Source organism: Microcoleus sp. Aus8_D2 (assembly GCF_036702665.1).
Taxonomy (GTDB): Bacteria; Cyanobacteriota; Cyanobacteriia; order Cyanobacteriales; family Microcoleaceae; genus Microcoleus.
Map to the genome: position 1 here is coordinate 39,717 of NZ_JAUBUN010000023.1, position 17,357 is coordinate 57,073.

Annotated in this window: 15 protein-coding genes; 3 read left to right on the plus strand and 12 right to left on the minus strand. The window is 46.8% G+C overall.

Translation table 11 applies throughout. The annotated features are described in order from the left end of the window. Positions 1-1,056 precede the first annotated feature (1,056 nt). Complete coding sequence (locus QUB64_RS18805; RefSeq protein WP_333275289.1) at positions 1,057-1,701, plus strand: pentapeptide repeat-containing protein; 645 nt, start codon at positions 1,057-1,059, stop codon at positions 1,699-1,701. A gap of 643 nt (positions 1,702-2,344) precedes the next feature. Next, positions 2,345-3,121, plus strand: coding sequence for a pentapeptide repeat-containing protein (locus QUB64_RS18810; RefSeq protein WP_333275291.1), 777 nt, complete (start codon positions 2,345-2,347; stop codon positions 3,119-3,121). A 10-nt stretch (positions 3,122-3,131) separates the two neighbouring features. Here the strand turns inward: QUB64_RS18810 and QUB64_RS18815 are convergent, their stop codons facing one another. The 11 genes from QUB64_RS18815 to QUB64_RS18865 all read right to left on the minus strand — a co-directional run bounded on the left by QUB64_RS18815 (position 3,132) and on the right by QUB64_RS18865 (position 15,727). Then, the gene (locus QUB64_RS18815) at positions 3,132-6,134 is read right to left on the minus strand and encodes a GAF domain-containing sensor histidine kinase (protein WP_333275294.1); all 3,003 of its coding nucleotides are present in this window, start codon (positions 6,132-6,134) and stop codon (positions 3,132-3,134) included. A 335-nt stretch (positions 6,135-6,469) separates the two neighbouring features. Beyond that, positions 6,470-6,940, minus strand: coding sequence for an NADAR family protein (locus QUB64_RS18820; RefSeq protein WP_333275296.1), 471 nt, complete (start codon positions 6,938-6,940; stop codon positions 6,470-6,472). A 187-nt stretch (positions 6,941-7,127) separates the two neighbouring features. Beyond that, the gene (locus QUB64_RS18825) at positions 7,128-8,222 is read right to left on the minus strand and encodes a geranylgeranyl reductase family protein (protein WP_333275374.1); all 1,095 of its coding nucleotides are present in this window, start codon (positions 8,220-8,222) and stop codon (positions 7,128-7,130) included. Positions 8,223-8,669: 447 nt separating this feature from the next. Continuing rightward, entirely contained in the window at positions 8,670-9,218 is a 549-nt protein-coding gene (frr, locus tag QUB64_RS18830; RefSeq protein WP_333275298.1) for a ribosome recycling factor, read from the minus strand. Further along, positions 9,205-9,933, minus strand: a complete 729-nt coding sequence (gene pyrH, locus QUB64_RS18835) for a UMP kinase (protein ID WP_333241713.1) — start codon at positions 9,931-9,933, stop codon at positions 9,205-9,207. Before pyrH ends, frr begins: the two co-directional genes overlap by 14 nt. Before the next feature lie 367 nt (positions 9,934-10,300). Next, positions 10,301-10,699 (minus strand): peptide-methionine (R)-S-oxide reductase MsrB, encoded by a 399-nt coding sequence (msrB, locus tag QUB64_RS18840; RefSeq protein ID WP_333275300.1) that lies wholly within the window; start codon positions 10,697-10,699, stop codon positions 10,301-10,303. A gap of 191 nt (positions 10,700-10,890) precedes the next feature. Continuing rightward, positions 10,891-12,708, minus strand: a complete 1,818-nt coding sequence (gene modB, locus QUB64_RS18845; RefSeq protein ID WP_333275302.1) for a molybdate ABC transporter permease subunit — start codon at positions 12,706-12,708, stop codon at positions 10,891-10,893. A gap of 259 nt (positions 12,709-12,967) precedes the next feature. Next, the gene (modA, locus tag QUB64_RS18850; protein WP_333275304.1) at positions 12,968-13,756 is read right to left on the minus strand and encodes a molybdate ABC transporter substrate-binding protein; all 789 of its coding nucleotides are present in this window, start codon (positions 13,754-13,756) and stop codon (positions 12,968-12,970) included. A 169-nt stretch (positions 13,757-13,925) separates the two neighbouring features. After that, on the minus strand, positions 13,926-14,462 hold the full coding sequence (locus QUB64_RS18855; protein WP_333275306.1) for a thioredoxin family protein: 537 nt from the start codon (positions 14,460-14,462) through the stop codon (positions 13,926-13,928). Between the two features lie 154 nt (positions 14,463-14,616). Then, positions 14,617-15,546 carry an agmatinase gene (speB, locus tag QUB64_RS18860; protein ID WP_333275308.1) on the minus strand — a complete coding sequence of 310 codons (930 nt, stop codon included), beginning with the start codon at positions 15,544-15,546 and terminating at the stop codon, positions 14,617-14,619. Positions 15,547-15,583: 37 nt separating this feature from the next. Beyond that, the gene (locus QUB64_RS18865) at positions 15,584-15,727 is read right to left on the minus strand and encodes a hypothetical protein (RefSeq protein ID WP_333275310.1); all 144 of its coding nucleotides are present in this window, start codon (positions 15,725-15,727) and stop codon (positions 15,584-15,586) included. Between the two features lie 12 nt (positions 15,728-15,739). Here QUB64_RS18865 and QUB64_RS18870 point away from each other — a divergent pair, with 12 nt between their 5' ends. Further along, on the plus strand, positions 15,740-16,669 hold the full coding sequence (locus tag QUB64_RS18870; protein WP_333275312.1) for an alpha/beta fold hydrolase: 930 nt from the start codon (positions 15,740-15,742) through the stop codon (positions 16,667-16,669). A gap of 96 nt (positions 16,670-16,765) precedes the next feature. On the opposite strand, the gene QUB64_RS18875 is transcribed toward QUB64_RS18870, so the two are convergent. Continuing rightward, positions 16,766-17,357 (minus strand): M10 family metallopeptidase C-terminal domain-containing protein (locus QUB64_RS18875; RefSeq protein WP_442921675.1); only part of this gene is annotated, 592 nt, incomplete at its 5' end.

The following is a 17,357-nucleotide window of genomic DNA, read 5'->3' on the forward strand; positions in this document are numbered from 1 at the left end:
GGGATTTGCGATCTAAAATTGCTTTGTTTGACAAGGGAGAAAAATCCGCTCCCATCCTAACTGCTCGATTTTTGCTTGCTAAGAAAGCAATACAAAAGCGCTCTCAATTAAACTTTTTCAGTCCAGGACGGACTCAGACGCTCTGAAGCCGGTTTTTTTTACCTAGAGCAAGGGCTGTAACGAATTATTTTGGTACAAGACCCGGTTTCTGGGTCAGTTTGGTATTTGATGGCACCAGCGTCATTGTTAATACTGATATCAGTTAACCGCTCGACTGCAAAAATGGCTGCAATAGTTGACTTTTAAGGAATACCATTTATTCTCTTTTTGCTAAACATATATCATGGTTTTCCTGGTTTTTATTGGTAATTTTTGCGAAGGTATTGGCGATTTTTAGTCATTAGCAGCTAGCAAACAGGTTTGGTCTGTACACCAGCGGGTAGCACTTTTATACACAGATTGCCGTACTCCCAGAAGTAAATTTCTGGCTTTCGCTGTGCGAGAAATGCTGAGACATTAGCACTCTCATGGGGCGGAGCGGGTCGCGCTGAGTAACGTTGCAACCGACTTTCACGGCAGGCGGGCAGGTCTCTGTAAAACTACTTGCTCGATCGCCAATTGAGTAAAACACGCCTACGGTGGAATTGTCAATTGTTCACGAGTACAGTACCAGTATCTGCTATTTTTTCTGACCTGTCGTGATCGAAACGGTTGTTTCTATGTGATACTACTAACATTAATAAGTGATCGTTGTCACACCAATCCTCAGTAACCTCAACTAGCAACAAAAAGTTATGGCCTCGATCGCACTTTCCAGCTATAATCCTTTGATTTAGTTAGGAACTGCGATCCCTATTGTGATAAAAATTTGGTAAATTATATTTTACACCCAGTGCAAAATATAATTCTGTTTTGTTTTTCACCCGAACCAAACGGTCTAGGGAAGTCGGGCGCTGGGCGTAAACCTTTGAGCATCTCAAGTCTAAAATGGCGGAACATCCGGTGCAACCAGCTTCCTGACAGTATTCTGCATTTAAAAGGTGTAGAGAAACCACAATGAACGTTGACGAACTGCTCAAGCTATACGCAACAGGAGAAAGAAATTTTAGTGGGGTCTACCTGCACTCCGTGTACCTCTACGAAGCAGAATTGATTGGAGCCAATCTTTATGAAGCTGACCTGATTGGAGCCAATCTCAGCAAAGCCAAACTCAGTAGAGTCAACTTTGGCAAAGCCAATTTGTGCAAGATTAATTTGAGCAGAGCAGACTTAGGTGGAGCAGACCTCACAGAAGCACTTTTAGCTGAAGCTAACCTGTATCGAGCTGAGTTGATGGGAGCAAATCTTAGCAAAGCAGACTTGAGCGGAGCTTCCCTGATCCAAGCAACTTTAATTGGAGCGAACATATCTCGGGCTATACTCTGCCGTGCCGACTTGCACGGAGTAAATCTTTACGGAGTAAACTTGCGCAGGGCGGTGCTCACAGAATGCGATTTAATTGGAGCAAACTTAACCAAAGTAGACTTCAGCGGAGCCGACTTAATGGGAGCGAGCCTGATTAGGGCAGATTTGAGTGAAGCGATTTTAAGTGCGTCAGATTTAAGCGGGGCAAACCTGCTGGGAGCAAACCTTACAAAAGTCAACTTGAGCGGAGTATATCTTAAGGGTGCGACGATGCCCGACGGCACGATCCACGACTAATTTATTTGTTAAATGTTATGGTTGGCGAGAACCACTGCTAAGGGTAACAATTTTTTTTGTTACCCTAATTTATTTGTAGCGAAGTATTTATTTGAAACTCAGGTGACGCCGTGAATTTCAATGTATCAGTCCTGGACGCATTAAGGCCAAAGAAACCGGGTTTTTTAGCATTAGGAACGAAAATTTAATAACTTAGGAATGAGAATTAAATAACTTACAATTTGATGGTTCTTGTGGGATGGGCCAGAAGAGCCCGTCCAGAAAGGACGGGTTCTTCTGGCCCATCCCACAAACTTGTGTAAATTATTTAATTCGCGATCCTTAAACAGATCCTACAGTCCTCTCTCCTATAAGCTGGTTCGTAAAAGGAGGCTCTTCCTCGCCCCAGAAGCGTCACCAGGCAGAGCGAAAGTAACAAGCAAATTGCTTAAGTTATTTAATTACCATTCCTTACTGTGCACTACAACGAAAGATTTTCCTAAAAAACCCGGTTTCTGACCACCCGTGCGTAAGCCCTATGTATGATGTCTAGTCATAGATAGCTGAGAATCAGGCAATATTTAGCAAGATCTGTTATGTTGATTTTCAATTGCTTCGATCAAAGCTATTTTAGATTTAACATTTCGGATTTTGGATACTTAAGATGAAACTTAGAATCCTGGCTGCTGCAACGCTGCTGAGCGCGATCGCCCCGATCGCCCCTGCACGCGCCGAGAACATCCAACACACGCAACAATTACTAGCCACCCGACAGTGCCCCAACTGCGACCTGAGCAGTGCTGGTCTGGTTTTAGCCAACTTAACAGGAGCCAATCTCAAAGGAGCTGACTTGAGATTGGCTAACCTCAGCCGAGCCAACCTCACCGGCGCCGATCTTAGCGGAGCCAACCTCAGCGGCACCAGTCTGTTTGGTGTCAACCTGACGGGGGCCAACCTGACGGGGGCCAACCTCAGCGGTGCTGACTTGAGAAGCGCCTATCTCAGCGATGCCAATTTGCTCAACGCCAATTTAACTAACGCCCAACTGCTGGGAGTTCGAGGAATGCCAACTAATATTGGCACCGCTGAAGATTTCTATCGGTTGGGAGTGCTGGAAGCTCAAGCGGGAAACTACAGAAACGCCATTGATTATTACAATCAAGCCCTGAATCTGAAATCGGATTTAGCCGCCGTTTATTTGGCGCGCAGTATGTCTCGCGCTGACTTGGGAGACTTCGCCGGCGCGACTCAAGATGCCGATCGAGCGAAGCAACTATTTGCCGCTCAAGGAAATCCCCAAGGTCAGGAATTGTCAAAGCAGTTAGCCGAAGCAATTGTCACGCGCCAAAAACCAACGGAGCCACGCACTGGGGGCGGCGGCAACTTAATGAGTCTTCTGGGATCGATCGGTTCTGTGCTGGTGAAGATACTCTTACCTTAAGCAGAGCTTGCTAAGCAAGCGGAATCTCGATCCAGAACTCAGTACCCTGACCCGGTACAGAAACACACTTGAGTACCCCTTGGTGTTTCTCAACTACAATTTGATAACTGATAGACAGTCCTAAACCCGTCCCCCGACCGACGGGTTTAGTAGTAAAAAAGGGATTAAATATGTGAGATATTAACTCTTTGGGGATGCCGTGACCGTTGTCTGCAATGCAAATAACTACCGTTTTTTCATCGATTAATTCGGTGCGAATCCGAATGCAAGGAGATGGGAAATCTGGAATCAAACGCTCGGTGCTGGCAGTTATATCTACTGTCTCGACCTCCAGTTTTTGGGAGCTTAAATATGTCGCGGCTGCACTTACCCCTAGGGAGTGAACATTCACAACTCGCTCTATTTGTCCCATTTCTAGCGCGTCAACGGCATTGCTGATCAGATTCATAAATACCTGATTGAGCGAGCTGGCATAGCATTCTACTAAGGGCAAATTGCCGTATTCTTTAATGATTTCTACGGTAGCGCGATCCGATTGGGCTTTGATCCGGTGCTGCAAAATCAACAGGGTACTGTCGATACCCTCGTGAATGTCAACGCCTTTCTTTTGAGCTTGATCGAGCCGGGAAAAATTGCGCAAAGATACGACTAACTGGCGGATGCGCTCAACTCCGACTTTCATGGATCCCAAAATTTTTGGCAAATCTGCAGAAAGAAATTCGATGTCGATTGCTTCGGAACAGTCGCTAATTTCTGGGTTGGGATTGGGGTAGTGCTGGCGGTAGAGTTCCACCAAGCAGAGCAAATCTTTGCTGTATTCGCTGGCGTGGGACAAATTTCCGTAGATAAAGTTAACGGGGTTATTGATTTCGTGGGCGACGCCGGCCACCAGTTGTCCGAGACTGGACATTTTCTCGGTTTGAATCAGTTGGGCTTGGGTATTGTTCAGTTCAGTGACGGTTTTAGCTAGCTGTTCGGCTTTTGCTCGATCGGCTGCTGCTGCATTCAGACTTTCTTGATAAAGTTCTGCTTGGTGAATGGCGATCGCAGCTTGAGAGGCCAAATTTTGCAGCAACTCCTGTTCTGCTGTTGGCCAAACCCTCGGCCCAGAACACTCGTGGGCAATCAGCAACCCCCAACATTCGGCATCTTTGCCGATCATCGGCACAATTAAACTTCCCCTCACCTGCAATTTTTCCAAAAATTCGCGGTGAGGGGGCGTTAAATCCTCAGTATCAATATCATTAATTGCTCGCACCAGTCCCGATCGGTAAAAGCAGTCTGAGCCTTCGGGAAAGCATTCTTGTGGGGATTTGATACCTAAAATTGACTGCCACTCACCGCGAATAGCTTCGACAACTACCTCGCCCTCGCAGAGGGCGCCAAATTGGTAGATTACCGTGCGATCGGTATCCAACAAAACTCTCACTTCCCGCACAATAGTTTGCAGAATGGTTTTTAAATCCAAGGTGCTGCGAATTTGGTCTCTAACTCGCGTCAATACTTGGGCAAAATCCAAGGATTTTTGCAATTGGGCGGTACGCTCTTGAACTTGGCGCTCTAAGTTGGCATTCAGGGCTTGCACTTCTTTATGAAGAAGGTACTGCCCAATTGCCGCACAAAATTGGCTGCCGAGCGCTAAAGCTTGCTCGATATCCTCCCGTTTCCACTCGGGCGACTGACCTTTTTTGATTTCTCGCCAGAGTTCAAAGGATTGTCGGGGAAGGATTTGTGCAGCGCTGCTGTCAAAGCGTCCCGCCCACATTTTTTCGGTATCAATTTCATTGCGAAAAATGGTCAAACAGCCGACTACTTGTTGTTGGTAGTGGAGGGGAATTACCAGCAAACCCCGAATTTGAGTACCTTGGAAAGCTGGAACTAAAACTCTAAATAGAGGTTCTTTGTATAAGTCTGTAATTATCCCAACTGGGAATTGGGAATTAGGAATTAGGAAGTTGGGAATCTCTGCGGTATTTTTCAATCCTTTGGTTAGCCATTGTTGCCAGAGGGGATGAGCTTCGATCGCCCTAACTGTTTCCCAGTCGGAAAGTGTCGGTTGCTCGCCTGTGGCGAAGAGTTCAAAGGTAGCATCGCCGACAGCAGCGGCAATGGGAAATGCTCGATCGATCGTGGGAACCGATAACTTTTCACTGTTGGTTTTCCGGGGGTTGAGATAGAGTCTGCCGCCGCTGCCGCCCAAAGCGCTGACAGTGGCTTCTAAAGCCTGTTGCAGTTGAATGTTGACGTGACCGTACAACAGGGCTGCGATGCGGCTGACGGTGGCTTCCCGGGCTGCTTGGGAGCGGGTTTTCTGGAGCAGGAGCGAGTGGCCGATGGCGATCGACAATTGATCTGCTACGAGCTGAACTACTTCTAAATCTGTGGCTGAAATATTGCGGGGGGCGGAGTGGTGAGCCACTAAAAGTCCCCACAGTTCGATGTGAGTTTGGCGATCGTTTCCAGGCTCGTATCTAGTCACGCACGCGGGGGCCTCGCAGATCTCTGTTTTGCCGTTTTGCGACACGCTCCTGCGGTACACAATCGGCACGACTAAGGAAGATTGCACTCCCATGGCCATCAGGTAAGCTGTGTGGCAAGGATCGAGCGATCGATAGTGCATCTCTTCATTGACTAAAGGTTGACCAGTATCGGCAGCATCGAGGGGACTCAGGACGATCGTCCCGGAATTAACATCTACTATTGTCCGCTGGCGCGTACTGACATACATCTGCCGAGCGTGGGGGGGAATGTCGTCTGCTGGAAAGTGCAGTCCTTTCAAGGAAGGGAGATATATGTTATTAATTGATTCGGCAACAACTTCTCCGCTGCCGTCGGCACTAAACCTGTAAATCATGATGCGATCGCTTTTCAAAAAAGACCGCACTTCTGCTACCGTACTGGTTAAAATATCTTCTAATTCTAGAGATTGGCGGATGCGTTCAGTTATCCGGCGTACCACAATTTCTCTGTCTAGTTTATGATTTAATTCTTGCGTGTTTTCTGTGAGTTGCATAAATCTCCTTTTGCAATTATACAATGATCGTAAAAAGTTTTGATGTACTGTGGCAGCGATCGGAGGCGCACTGCATCAGCCTGAGTTTTTGACTGAACCTAGCTGTACTATTAATCTGGGCGCAGTGGTTAGATACGACGCTGGCACCCTGAAGAACAAAAATCGGCGATTGTTGAGGTGTATTCTTTGCCTTCAACAGACAGAGCGATTTAACCAAATGATAATTATTATTTTAATCCTCTTATAAATTTCTCGCAATCTTAAATTGTCACGCTCAGAATTATTTATAGTTATGATAACTTGACATTTGTTTGTATAACTTCATATAATGACAATTAACGTGAGTTTTGATCTGCCCCCCGGCGCTGACAAATTTCGCTGCGCACGCTCATCAGAATTTTACCCAAATGATTTTGGCCTGTGCGATCGCAGCCGCATCCCCAGTAGTAATCCGTTGGCGAATCCTCCACAATCACTCGATCCCCTGTGGCGAGGAGAATAGCTTGAATGTCTGTATGAGCCAGAAACTTAGTTAAAACTGCTTCGCGCATAATGGGAATTTTCACAGCTTCCCAATCATGGCGCATCCGGTGGTTCGGATCGCGACCTAATTTGGCGGCTTCTTGAGGAGTTGGTACGGCTCGAATTGCCGCCACTAATCTTTCATCGGCGCTACCGACAAATTTTTGGGCTTGATAGTAATGTTCCACAGTTAACCAATCTTGACCGTGCAGGGAAATGTCGTGTGGTGAAAAATTGGAAAAGCAGCCGTAAGGCTCCTCTACTTTATAAAAATAAATTATCATAATTATTTGAGATATTAGATTTTAAATTGTACAGGATTTATTCGTAACCTCCGTAACCTCTATAATGTAGAGTGCGCAGCCCGCACTTTACTTTATTTGGATTTAAGAATATTTCTTCTTCCATCGGACGACTTCCATCGGACGACTTCCATCGGACGACTTCCATCGGACGACTTCCATCGGACTTCTAAAATGGCGTCAGCTTTTTAAGAGCACGGTTAGCGATATCGGCATAGCGCAATTCGCCGCACAAAATTTTGCTCATCAACGGAGTAGCACTCGTGGATTTGACGCCCGCTCTGTAAGCAGAGCCAGTAAACTGATAGAAGGCCCGAGCCAAGCGACGGGCCCAAACCATGTCAGTTCCCCATTCTTCGGCGATCGCCTGAGTGTACTGCTCTAGGGCGTCGTTGGCACCTGAGAGAGCTCGATCGATCGCAATCGCGGCCTTAAATCCGCTAAATATGGCTGGTCGAATCCCCTCACCGGACAGGGGGTCGGCGAGACTGGCGGCTTCTCCTACAAGTACCGCATTTTGGGAGTGCAATTGGCGATCGCCATCCCAGAGAGAAAGCGCGTGTTCCCGCACGTTGCTGACACTAACATCCGCACCGCACCTAGTTGCGTAGTTGGCTAAAATTTGTTTCATATCTTTTGGCTTGTCACCGCGCATCGCAGCAATACTCAAAGAGTAGCCGTCAGCTTTAGGAAAGCTCCAGATAAAACCTTTTTTAATCGTGCCAAAATCGAAATTGAGTGAATCGCCCTTAATTGAGCGAGTTTCTAGACTGGCGCCCAAACAGAGTTTTGGTTCTTTCAATCCCAGCCACTTAGTCATCGGGCCGCCGGCACCGTCAGCAGCAATCAAATAGTGACCGAAAACTGGTTCTGAATTAGTTTTAACTTCCCAAACAGAGTTCTTAAATTCAATTCCTTTGACTTCTGTAGAATCTCTCAGTTGGGCACCATTTTTTTGAGCTTGTTTAATTAAAAAGTCGTCAAATACATCTCGCTGTACCATCCACATTGGCGAATCTACCTGAACTTGCACCGGGTCTTCCATTTTCCATGAGTAGCTAATTTTGTTAACTTTCATAGAAATAGCTGGCGTCAGGTCAAAATCCAGCCATTGGGCGATCGCCGGAGACACCCCACCGCCACAAGGTTTATTCCGGGGCCAAGACGCTTTTTCCAGTACCAAAACAGAACGTCCCAGAAGAGCCAGATGATAAGCTGCTGTGCTGCCTGCCGGCCCTGCACCCACAATAATGCAATCAAATATTTTTGTCATTAGTCATTAGTCATCAGTCATTAGTCATTAGTCATCAGTCATTAGTCATCAGTCATCAGTCATCAGTCATTAGTCATTAGTCATTAGTCATTGTTATCAGTCATTAGTCATTAGTCATTGTTATCAGTCATTAGTCATTGGTCATTGGTCAATTTTTAGTGGTCAATTTTTAGTGGTCTGTTGTCATTAGTGATTAGTTGAGCAGTCCTGGACACAGAAACCCGATTTCTTAATATCAACAGTCATGGCAGCAAGATTGTCGCAAAAACCTGGTTTCTTAAGACTATCGTGCGTCCGCGACTGTTGATGTTATTAGTTATTAGTCCTTGTCCCTGATTGGTGAGTTGGCAACTAATGACTAATGACTAATAACTAATGACTGCTGACTAATGACTGCTGACTAATGACTAATAACTAATGACCGCTGACCGCTGACTTTTATACTGTCGTGATATCTTTCTCTTTCGAGGCCAGAACTTCTTCTATTTTGGCAATGTACTTGTCCGTCAGCTTTTGAATTTTATCTTGCAAGTCTCGCGATTCATCTTTAGAGATATCGCTGCTTTTTTCCTGCTTGCGAATCGAGTCAACGGCATCGCGGCGGATATTGCGAATTGCGACTTTACCTTCTTCGGCAAACTTCGCGGCCATTTTGACAAATTCTTGGCGTCTCTCGCTTGTCAGCGGCGGAATATTCAAGCGAATAACTACACCGTCGTTGTTAGGTACGAGTCCTACATCTGACAGGGAAATTGCTTTTTCGATCGAGGTCAGCGCTGTGCGATCGAACGGTTGAATGTTGATCGTAGTTGCATCCGGCGTACCGATATTGGCAAGGGATTTGATCGGAGTTGGAGCTCCGTAATAATCTACCATGACTCGATCGAGCAGGGAGGCGTTGGCGCGTCCCGTCCTGATAGTATTAAAAGACCGTTGAGTAGCCTCAACAGCCTTTTGCATATGATCTTCTGATTCAGCTAACTTCACAAAATCCTCCGACAAGGGTTCCAATAGATTCTCCCATTACGGCGCGGTAGATGTTGCCCGAGACCGAGAGGTCAAATACCATAATAGGAATATTATTTTCTTTGCACAGGGCGATCGCGGTACTGTCCATCACCCGCAAGTCTTGATTCAAGACATGGGCGTAGGTGAGGGTTTGATACCTGCGCGCGTTCGGGTTGAGGTGGGGGTCAGAATCGTACACCCCATCCACCTTAGTAGCTTTAAAAATCACCTCTGCATCAATTTCAGCCGCCCGCAATGCGGCTGTAGTATCAGTAGTAAAAAAAGGATTACCAGAACCGGCACCAAAAATCACTACCCGTTTTTTTTCGAGGTGACGAATGGCGCGCCGCCGAATGTAGGGTTCAGCTACTTCTTGCATGGCGATCGCCGATTGCACTCTCGTGGGCACACCTGCTTGTTCCAGTGCATCCTGCAAAGTGATAGCATTCATTACCGTAGCAATCATGCCCACATAGTCGGCTGTTGCCCGATCCATCCCTGCGGAAGCTGCTTTCACGCCGCGAAAAATGTTGCCGCCGCCGACAACGATCGCGATTTGAATGCCTTCGGACACGACTTTAGCCACTTCCTGGGCGATCGACCCAACGACTACCGGATCGATACCGTAGCCCAAGCTGCCCATCAGCGCTTCACCGCTGAGCTTCAGCAAAACCCGCTGATAAACCATGCCCATGCCGCCACTATTTTTTACTCTTTTGTCTCCACCATAAGATAGCAGCACGGGTGCATTTTGAACATCAATTGGCTGGAACAGGCTTTTGGGCTTGTTCCAGAAAACTTTGCTGAGAACTCTTGAGAATCGGACGCCCTTGCTAGAAAAACCCGGTTTCTACGCAAAATCTTCGTTTTGAGCGATCGAAGTTAAGTAGGACTTACGCACGAAATGGCTCAAATGCTGATCCCCCCGGCGCCCCCCTTCCCAAGGGGGGAACCTGAAAGCCCCCCTTGGGAAGGGGGGTTGGGGGGGATCGATGCGTAAGTCCTATTAAGGCAGAAACCGGGTTTTTTGCCCCCACCAGGGTGAGAAGTGCGGACAGAATTTATTCCTTGGGAACGAAATCAAGAGCAGCAGAATTCATGCAGTAACGCTGACCGGTTGGTCTGGGCCCATCGTTGAATACGTGGCCGAGATGAGCGTCACAAACAGCACACAGTACCTCAGTGCGGCGCATGAACAAAGCGTTATCCGACTCATTCCTGACATTTTCTTCTTTAATGGGAGCGTAGAAACTCGGCCAACCAGTACCGGAATCGTACTTTGTTTCTGATTTAAATAGCTCCGTTCCGCAGCAAATGCACTTATAAGTTCCGGGCTTTTTGTTGTCGTGATATTCGCCGCTAAAAGCTCTTTCTGTCCCCTTTTTTCTGGTGACTTTGAACTGTTCGGGCGTGAGTTGCTGTTGCCATTCGGCGTCGGTTTTCTTAACTTTGTCTGTCATGGTTTAATGTTTGGTGTAAATGAAAGTAGTTGTTTATAGTTAACAATTAACGGTTAATATTATCTCCTGATCTTACCGCCAGATAAAGGTTCGTAGTGAGGACTTTAGTCCTCTGAGGACTGAAGTCCCCACTACAAACCTTTGGTCGGGACAATTTATCGGACATAATATAACTGTATCTCGCTGTTAACTCATGCCTCCATTAATATTAACCTAATTGGCTCCAAATGAACATACCAGGGAAAAGGATTGTCCTTAATCGCCCGCCACTTTTCCTTGAAAACTTCAGCTTGCAAGTGATAATCTTGGGAATCGTGGGGAGGCGAGTGCAACTTGAGATATAATGTCACCCGGTGGGGAGTTTCCACCGTTGAGGCGATCCAACAAGCAAATGTATTTTCGCGATCGCACGAGCTAACAAAACTGACTTGATGAGCCCGAATTCCTACAGAAACTAGAGATTTGGGAATTGGTTCGACGACAGTTAAAGTGCAGCCCCAGTCGATCGCCTCGATGACAGTTTCTGCGATCGGTTTAGCAGCACAGAAGTTCTTACAGCCCGTCAACTGGGCGACGGTGAAGTTGCGCGGGCGATCGAAAATGTTCTGTTTGGTATCAAAGGCGATCGCACTTCCATCAGCCAAAACCAAGAGATTCTCGCACACCCGGTAAACCTCCTCTAAATTGTGACTGACAAACAAAGTAATACCCGGATAATTAGCCAGAGTCTGCATTAACTCCCGTTCCAGTTGACTCCGCAAGTGCGTATCCAAAGCCGAAAAAGGTTCATCTAACAGCAGCAAAGCCGGCGAGCTTGCTATAGCCCTCGCCAAAGCCACCCGCTGCTGCTGGCCACCCGAAAGTTCCTGCGGATAGCGATTTTCCAGTCCCGACATTTGCACCGCAATTAATTGTTCTTTGACTCGAACTTTTTGCTCGCTTGCCGATAAATGCTGCAAGCCAAAGGCAATATTTTCAGCCACAGTCAAGTGCGGAAACAAAGCATAGTTTTGAAACACAAAACCGATGTGGCGGTCTTGAGAAGGCACATTAATGCCCTGTACTGAGTCAAATAAAACCTTACCGTTGACTGCAATTTTACCGCTAGTTGGAGTTTCCAAACCTGCGATGCAGCGCAGAGTCATACTCTTACCCGAACCCGACGCGCCCAAAATTCCCAGCACTTCCGGGCCGATATCAAAACCGACATCCAAAGCAAAGCCGGAGAGAGGTTTAAAGATGTTTAAAAAAAGTCCGCTTTCCGGTTTTTTTTTTGTGTGTGTGCTAATATTATAGGCAGATTTGGAAAGATTAGATTGCAATTTATAGTTGGGATTTGGTTGGGGAGATTTTTTTTGTAAATCAGTCCAATAATTAACAGCAGTCAGCACGCTAAAAGCAAGACTGAGCACAATCAAAACCCAAATAGCAGCTTGCCTCATATCCCCAGATTCCACAGCAAAATAAATCGCCATCGGGATAGTTTGAGTTTGTCCCGGAATATTTCCAGCTAACATCAACGTCGCGCCGAATTCACCTAAAGCGCGGGCAAATGCCAGAATAGTTCCTGCTAAAATTCCCGGCCACGCTAGAGGTAGCATAATCCGCCAAAAAACCGTCCATTCGGAAGCGCCTAAAGTGCGGGCTGCATTGAGAAGATTGGCATCAATTTGCTCAAAAGATCCCAAAGCAGTTTTGTACATCAGGGGAAATGATACGACTGTGGCTGTAATTACGGCGGCTTGCCAAGTGAAGATAATAGTTAAGTCAAATTTTAGCAACAATTGACCGATCGCACCATTTCTCCCAAACAGCAGCAGCAACAAAAATCCGACGACTGTGGGCGGCAAAACTAAGGGAGAGATGAAAATGCCTTCAATCAAGGCTTTACCTCGGATGCGAGTTGAAAGCATCCACCGGGCGGCGGAGATTCCGAGAAAGAAGGTAAAGAATGTGGCGATGGCTGATGTTTTTAGGGATATCCATAATGGAGATAAGTCGAATTCCATATTTTGGATTAACTATTGCAGTTTTAAATTATAGGATGCCCGCCAAAATAATCATCTTAAAATTGGTTCGTAGTGAGGACTTTAGTCCGCATCCAAGAAAGGACTGAAGTCCTCACTACAAACTTATAATCGTTATTTTACCGGAGATGATAGCATTTTTGAATGTGTTTTTTTAACCAACCGCGAAGACGCGAAGGGCGCGAAGGAAGAAAAGAAAGAGAAGAAGGGTTTGTGAATCTCTACAATTTTTCCGAATAATTTAGCGAGCTAGACCGAATCCGTATTTCTGAAATACTATTTTAGCCCGATCGCCTGCCAAAAACTCAACAAATGCTTTTGCCGCCACCACGCTGCGGCTGTTTCTGATAACTGCTAGCGGATAAACAATGGGCGAGTGCAAATTTTCGGCAGCCGTTAGCTGTACAGTTACTTTGTCGGAGGTTTTGGCATCAGTGGTGTAAACTATACCAGCATCAACGTTACCGCTTTCGACAAATGTCAGCACTTGGCGGACGTTATTTCCTAGCACTAATTTTGGTTGCAGTTGCTGCCACAATCCTAGTTTAGTTAGCATTTCCTGGGCGTATTGTCCGACGGGTACGCTTTTGGGTTCGCCGATCGCAATTTTCTTGATTTTGGCATCTGTCAACTGTTTAAAATCGCTCACAACTGCGCCATTTTTGGGAACAATCAAAACCAGACGATTTGTCAGCAAGTTGCGGCGCGTCTCGTTAAACAGCAGATTAGCTTGCTGCAAAGCATCCATTTGTTTGGTAGCGGCGCTGAAAAACACATCTACCGGAGCTCCTTGCTGAATTTGCTGGGCTAGGGCGCCGGAAGCACCAAAGTTATAGGTGATATTAACATTGGGATTGCTGTTTTGATAAACTGTCTTGATTTCTGTTAAGGCGGGCGACAGGCTGATGGCAGCGGATACGGTTAAAGATGTGCGCTGCTGCGCTGTGGCTGGAGTCCAACCGATCAGTAGTGCGATCGCGGCGATCGCTGCGATAATTAAATTGAGAATATGTGTATTTTTAAAGTTCATCAGAAATAGAAGACCGGGCGGTTGAAACCGCGTCTATACAGACCAAACCCGCGGCTCGACTGAGCTTCGCCGAACGTCCTCCGCGGGTTGAAGAGCGGTTAAAATATGTTATCTTCTTAAGTCCGCTTGGCATGGACATCGTTTGTGTAGACGCGGTTTCAACCGCCGTCTATTCCCGCCACTTGACAGAACAACCGATCGCCTCTGTACTAGAAGGTTCTACTGGTTGGTCATTCAGCAATTGGTCGATCGCACTTCGCAGATAAGAAACCTGCACCGCCCCCGGATCGTCGGCGTTGTCGTCAATTAAACCTTTATAGCGCAATCTGCCATCTTGGTCTAACAAAAAAACCTCCGGTGTTTTAGAAGCCCCAAAACTTTCAGCCACATCTTGAGCAACATCTCGGATGTACGGGAAGTTGAGTTGATTGTTGGCTGCAAAAATTTTCATGTTTTCAAAACTGTCGTCGGGATTCTGGTTTGCATCATTAGCATTAATCCCGATTAACGTAACACCTCGCTCTTGAAAATGTGCTTGCACTTCTTTCATGCGATCGAGATACAACTTCACGTAAGGGCAATGATTGCACATAAATACTACCCCGATTGCGCGATACTTTTCTAAATATCGAGCTAAATGGTGAACTTCTTCGTCAACTCCCGGCAGTTCAAAATCGGGAGCGTAGCCGTTAATCGGAGTACCCATTGTTTCCTTTAGTAAATTTATGTTTGTAGCAGGTGAAGAGCAGTATTTGCACCATCAAATATGGCAGAACCGGCACGAATTAAATTGGCTGTTTTTTGGCTGTAGCTTAATTCTAACCTGGCCAACAGCCTATTTTTATTCGCAATTAAACGATTTATTCCTCGTCTTGCTTGAGCCAACCTTTCGCCAGAGCTTGATATCCAATCATTTTGTATGTTAATTTGGCCGCAGTAAATTCTGAGACTACAGAATCTACAACAGGTGCTAGTTCCATGATGTCACAGCCGATTACTTCGTAGGACTCGAAGACGCGGCGCAAAAATCCGGTGAGCGAATACCAATTTAACCCACCTGGTTCGGGTGTGCCAACTCCTGGTATTAATGTCGGATCGATGCCGTCTAGGTCGATCGTCAAAAATACCCGTTTCGTTGTTATGCTGGCAATGGCGCGATCGGCCCAATCCGGTTGAGTCGCGATTTCCCGAGCTCGAAACACGTTTAGCTGTTTGGCTTTAATCAAGTCGGCTTCTTCCTTGCAGATGGCGCGAATCCCGATTTGCAGTGTCGGTAAGCCCATATCGACAACTCGCCGCATCACGCAGGCGTGGTTGTGGATCGAGCCTTCGTATTCGTGCCGCAAGTCGCCGTGGGCGTCGATTTGCACGACGGTGAAAGGTTCATTCGGGTATCCTTGGCGATAACCTTCGACAACGCCGGCGGTGATGCTGTGTTCGCCTCCGAGGGAGATCACAAATTTATTTTCTGTAATTAGCTGGTGCACGGTTTTTTGCGTGACTCGCAGCATTTCTAAGGATGAAACTGGTTGCTGGTTGCGAGTATCTGCGATCGGCAAGGCGGTATAAATGCCAACATCGTAGCAAACTTCGCGATCGAGTTCTTCGTCGTAGCATTCGAGCTGGTGAGAAGCTTCTAGCAATTTTGCCGGCCCGTTTTCGCACCCGCGGCGGTAGGTGGTGGTTGCTTCGTAGGGAATTGGTAAAATAACTACTTTGGCTGTGTCGTAGTCGGGTACAATTTCGGAACCGAGAAAGGGTACGACAGAAGTTGAGATGATCGTTGGCATAGGGGCAGTTTCAATAAGGCAAAAAAAGTCGGCATCTTTAATCGTGACATAGTATCGGCTCTAACTGCAAAGTAGTCCGTTGGCAGTTGGCAGTTGACAGTTGACAATCAATCACCAATGCCCCATGCCCCATGCCCCATGCCCCATGCCCCATGCCCCATGCCCAAATCTCAAATCTCAAATCTCAAATCCCATGACACCTTCTACTCCCACTCTGTCAACTCTTGCTGCACCTCAAACCTGGATGTGGAAAGGCTTTCCGATTTGTTACCAGGCTGCGGGAACCGAGGGTCCGGCGGTGGTGTTTGTTCACGGTTTCGGCGCGTCTTGGGGCCACTGGCGCCAGAATTTGCCGGTGCTGGCTGCTGATTGTCGCTGTTTTGCGATCGATCTTATCGGTTTTGGCGCTTCTGCTAAACCCGCGCCCAAGCTTGAGATTGATTATACTTTTGAAACTTGGGGACAGTTGATTGCTGATTTTTGTCGGGAAGTTGCGGGCGGGCCTGCTTTTTTGGTGGGAAATTCGATCGGCTGTGTAGCCATTATGCAAGCCGCCGTTGATTTTCCCGATATTGCTTCTGGTGTAATTTTACTCAATTGTTCCCTGCGCTTGCTGCACGATCGCAAACGCGCCGAAATGCCTTGGTATCGCAGTTTTGGAGCGCCCATTGCACAAAAAATTTTAAATGTCAAGTGGATTAGTCAATTATTTTTCAAACAATTAGCAACGCCGAATACAGTCAAAAAAGTGCTTTTGCAAGCCTATCACCGTCCCGAAGCTGTCAGCGACGAACTTGTAGAAATCTTGTTAAAACCTGCACGAGACAACGGCGCTGTGGATGTATTTGTGGCATTTATCAGCTATTCTCAAGGGCCGCTACCGGAGGATTTGTTACCGCGTTTGAACTGTCCTGCTTTGATTGTGTGGGGCGCAAATGACCCTTGGGAGCCGATCGCACTCGGGCGAGAATTAGCCAAGTTTCCGGCTGTAGAAAAGTTTATTTCGCTGGAGGGAGTAGGCCACTGTCCCCAGGATGAAGCGCCGGAATTGGTCAATCCTATTTTACTCGAATGGATTGCAGACAAGACGAAGACGGCGGTTGAAACCGCCCGGTCTTCTTGATCTTCAACCGGCGTCCGGCGGGTTTTGTTTGACAAGAAGCAGTTTCAACCGCCCGGTCTTCTAAAAAACCGGGTTTCTCGTCTCGGCGCGTAATATTTAAACGAACAAGAAACTATCAGGAGTAAAGCCGCCTTGAATTACAGCAACTTGGTCAGAAGTACCCGCCAAATTTATCGAGTTACCAACAATATTGTAGTCCGAGAGCTGTCCGTGTAACTGAATGCGATCGATTCCTTGTTTGAAATCCTGAATCAGTGCAACTCCTGTTCCCTGATAGTAGCTAATTGTTGCATCACCGAGCACAAAAATATCTCTACCCTTACCACCAATCAGCACATCCGTTTCATTACTTCCGGGTGTAGCACTGGATGGATTGACTCCAATCAGGATATCATTGCCACGCAAACCCAAAAGAGTATCGTTACCCGCTCCTCCCGTTATGGTATCTATGCCGCTAGTACCTAGGATGAAGTTATCTAAACTATCTCCGGTAATATTGTCCTTTCCTGGTGTGGTGCTAATACTGTTAGCTGGTGGAGTAGGTGGAGTTTGGTTTTGACCAGGAGGATTGCCCATTCCACCTTGGTTTTGACCAGGAGGATTGCCCATTTCACCTTGGTTTTGACCAGGAGGATTGCCCATTTCACCTTGGTTTTGACCAGGAGGATTGCCCATTTCACCTTGGTTT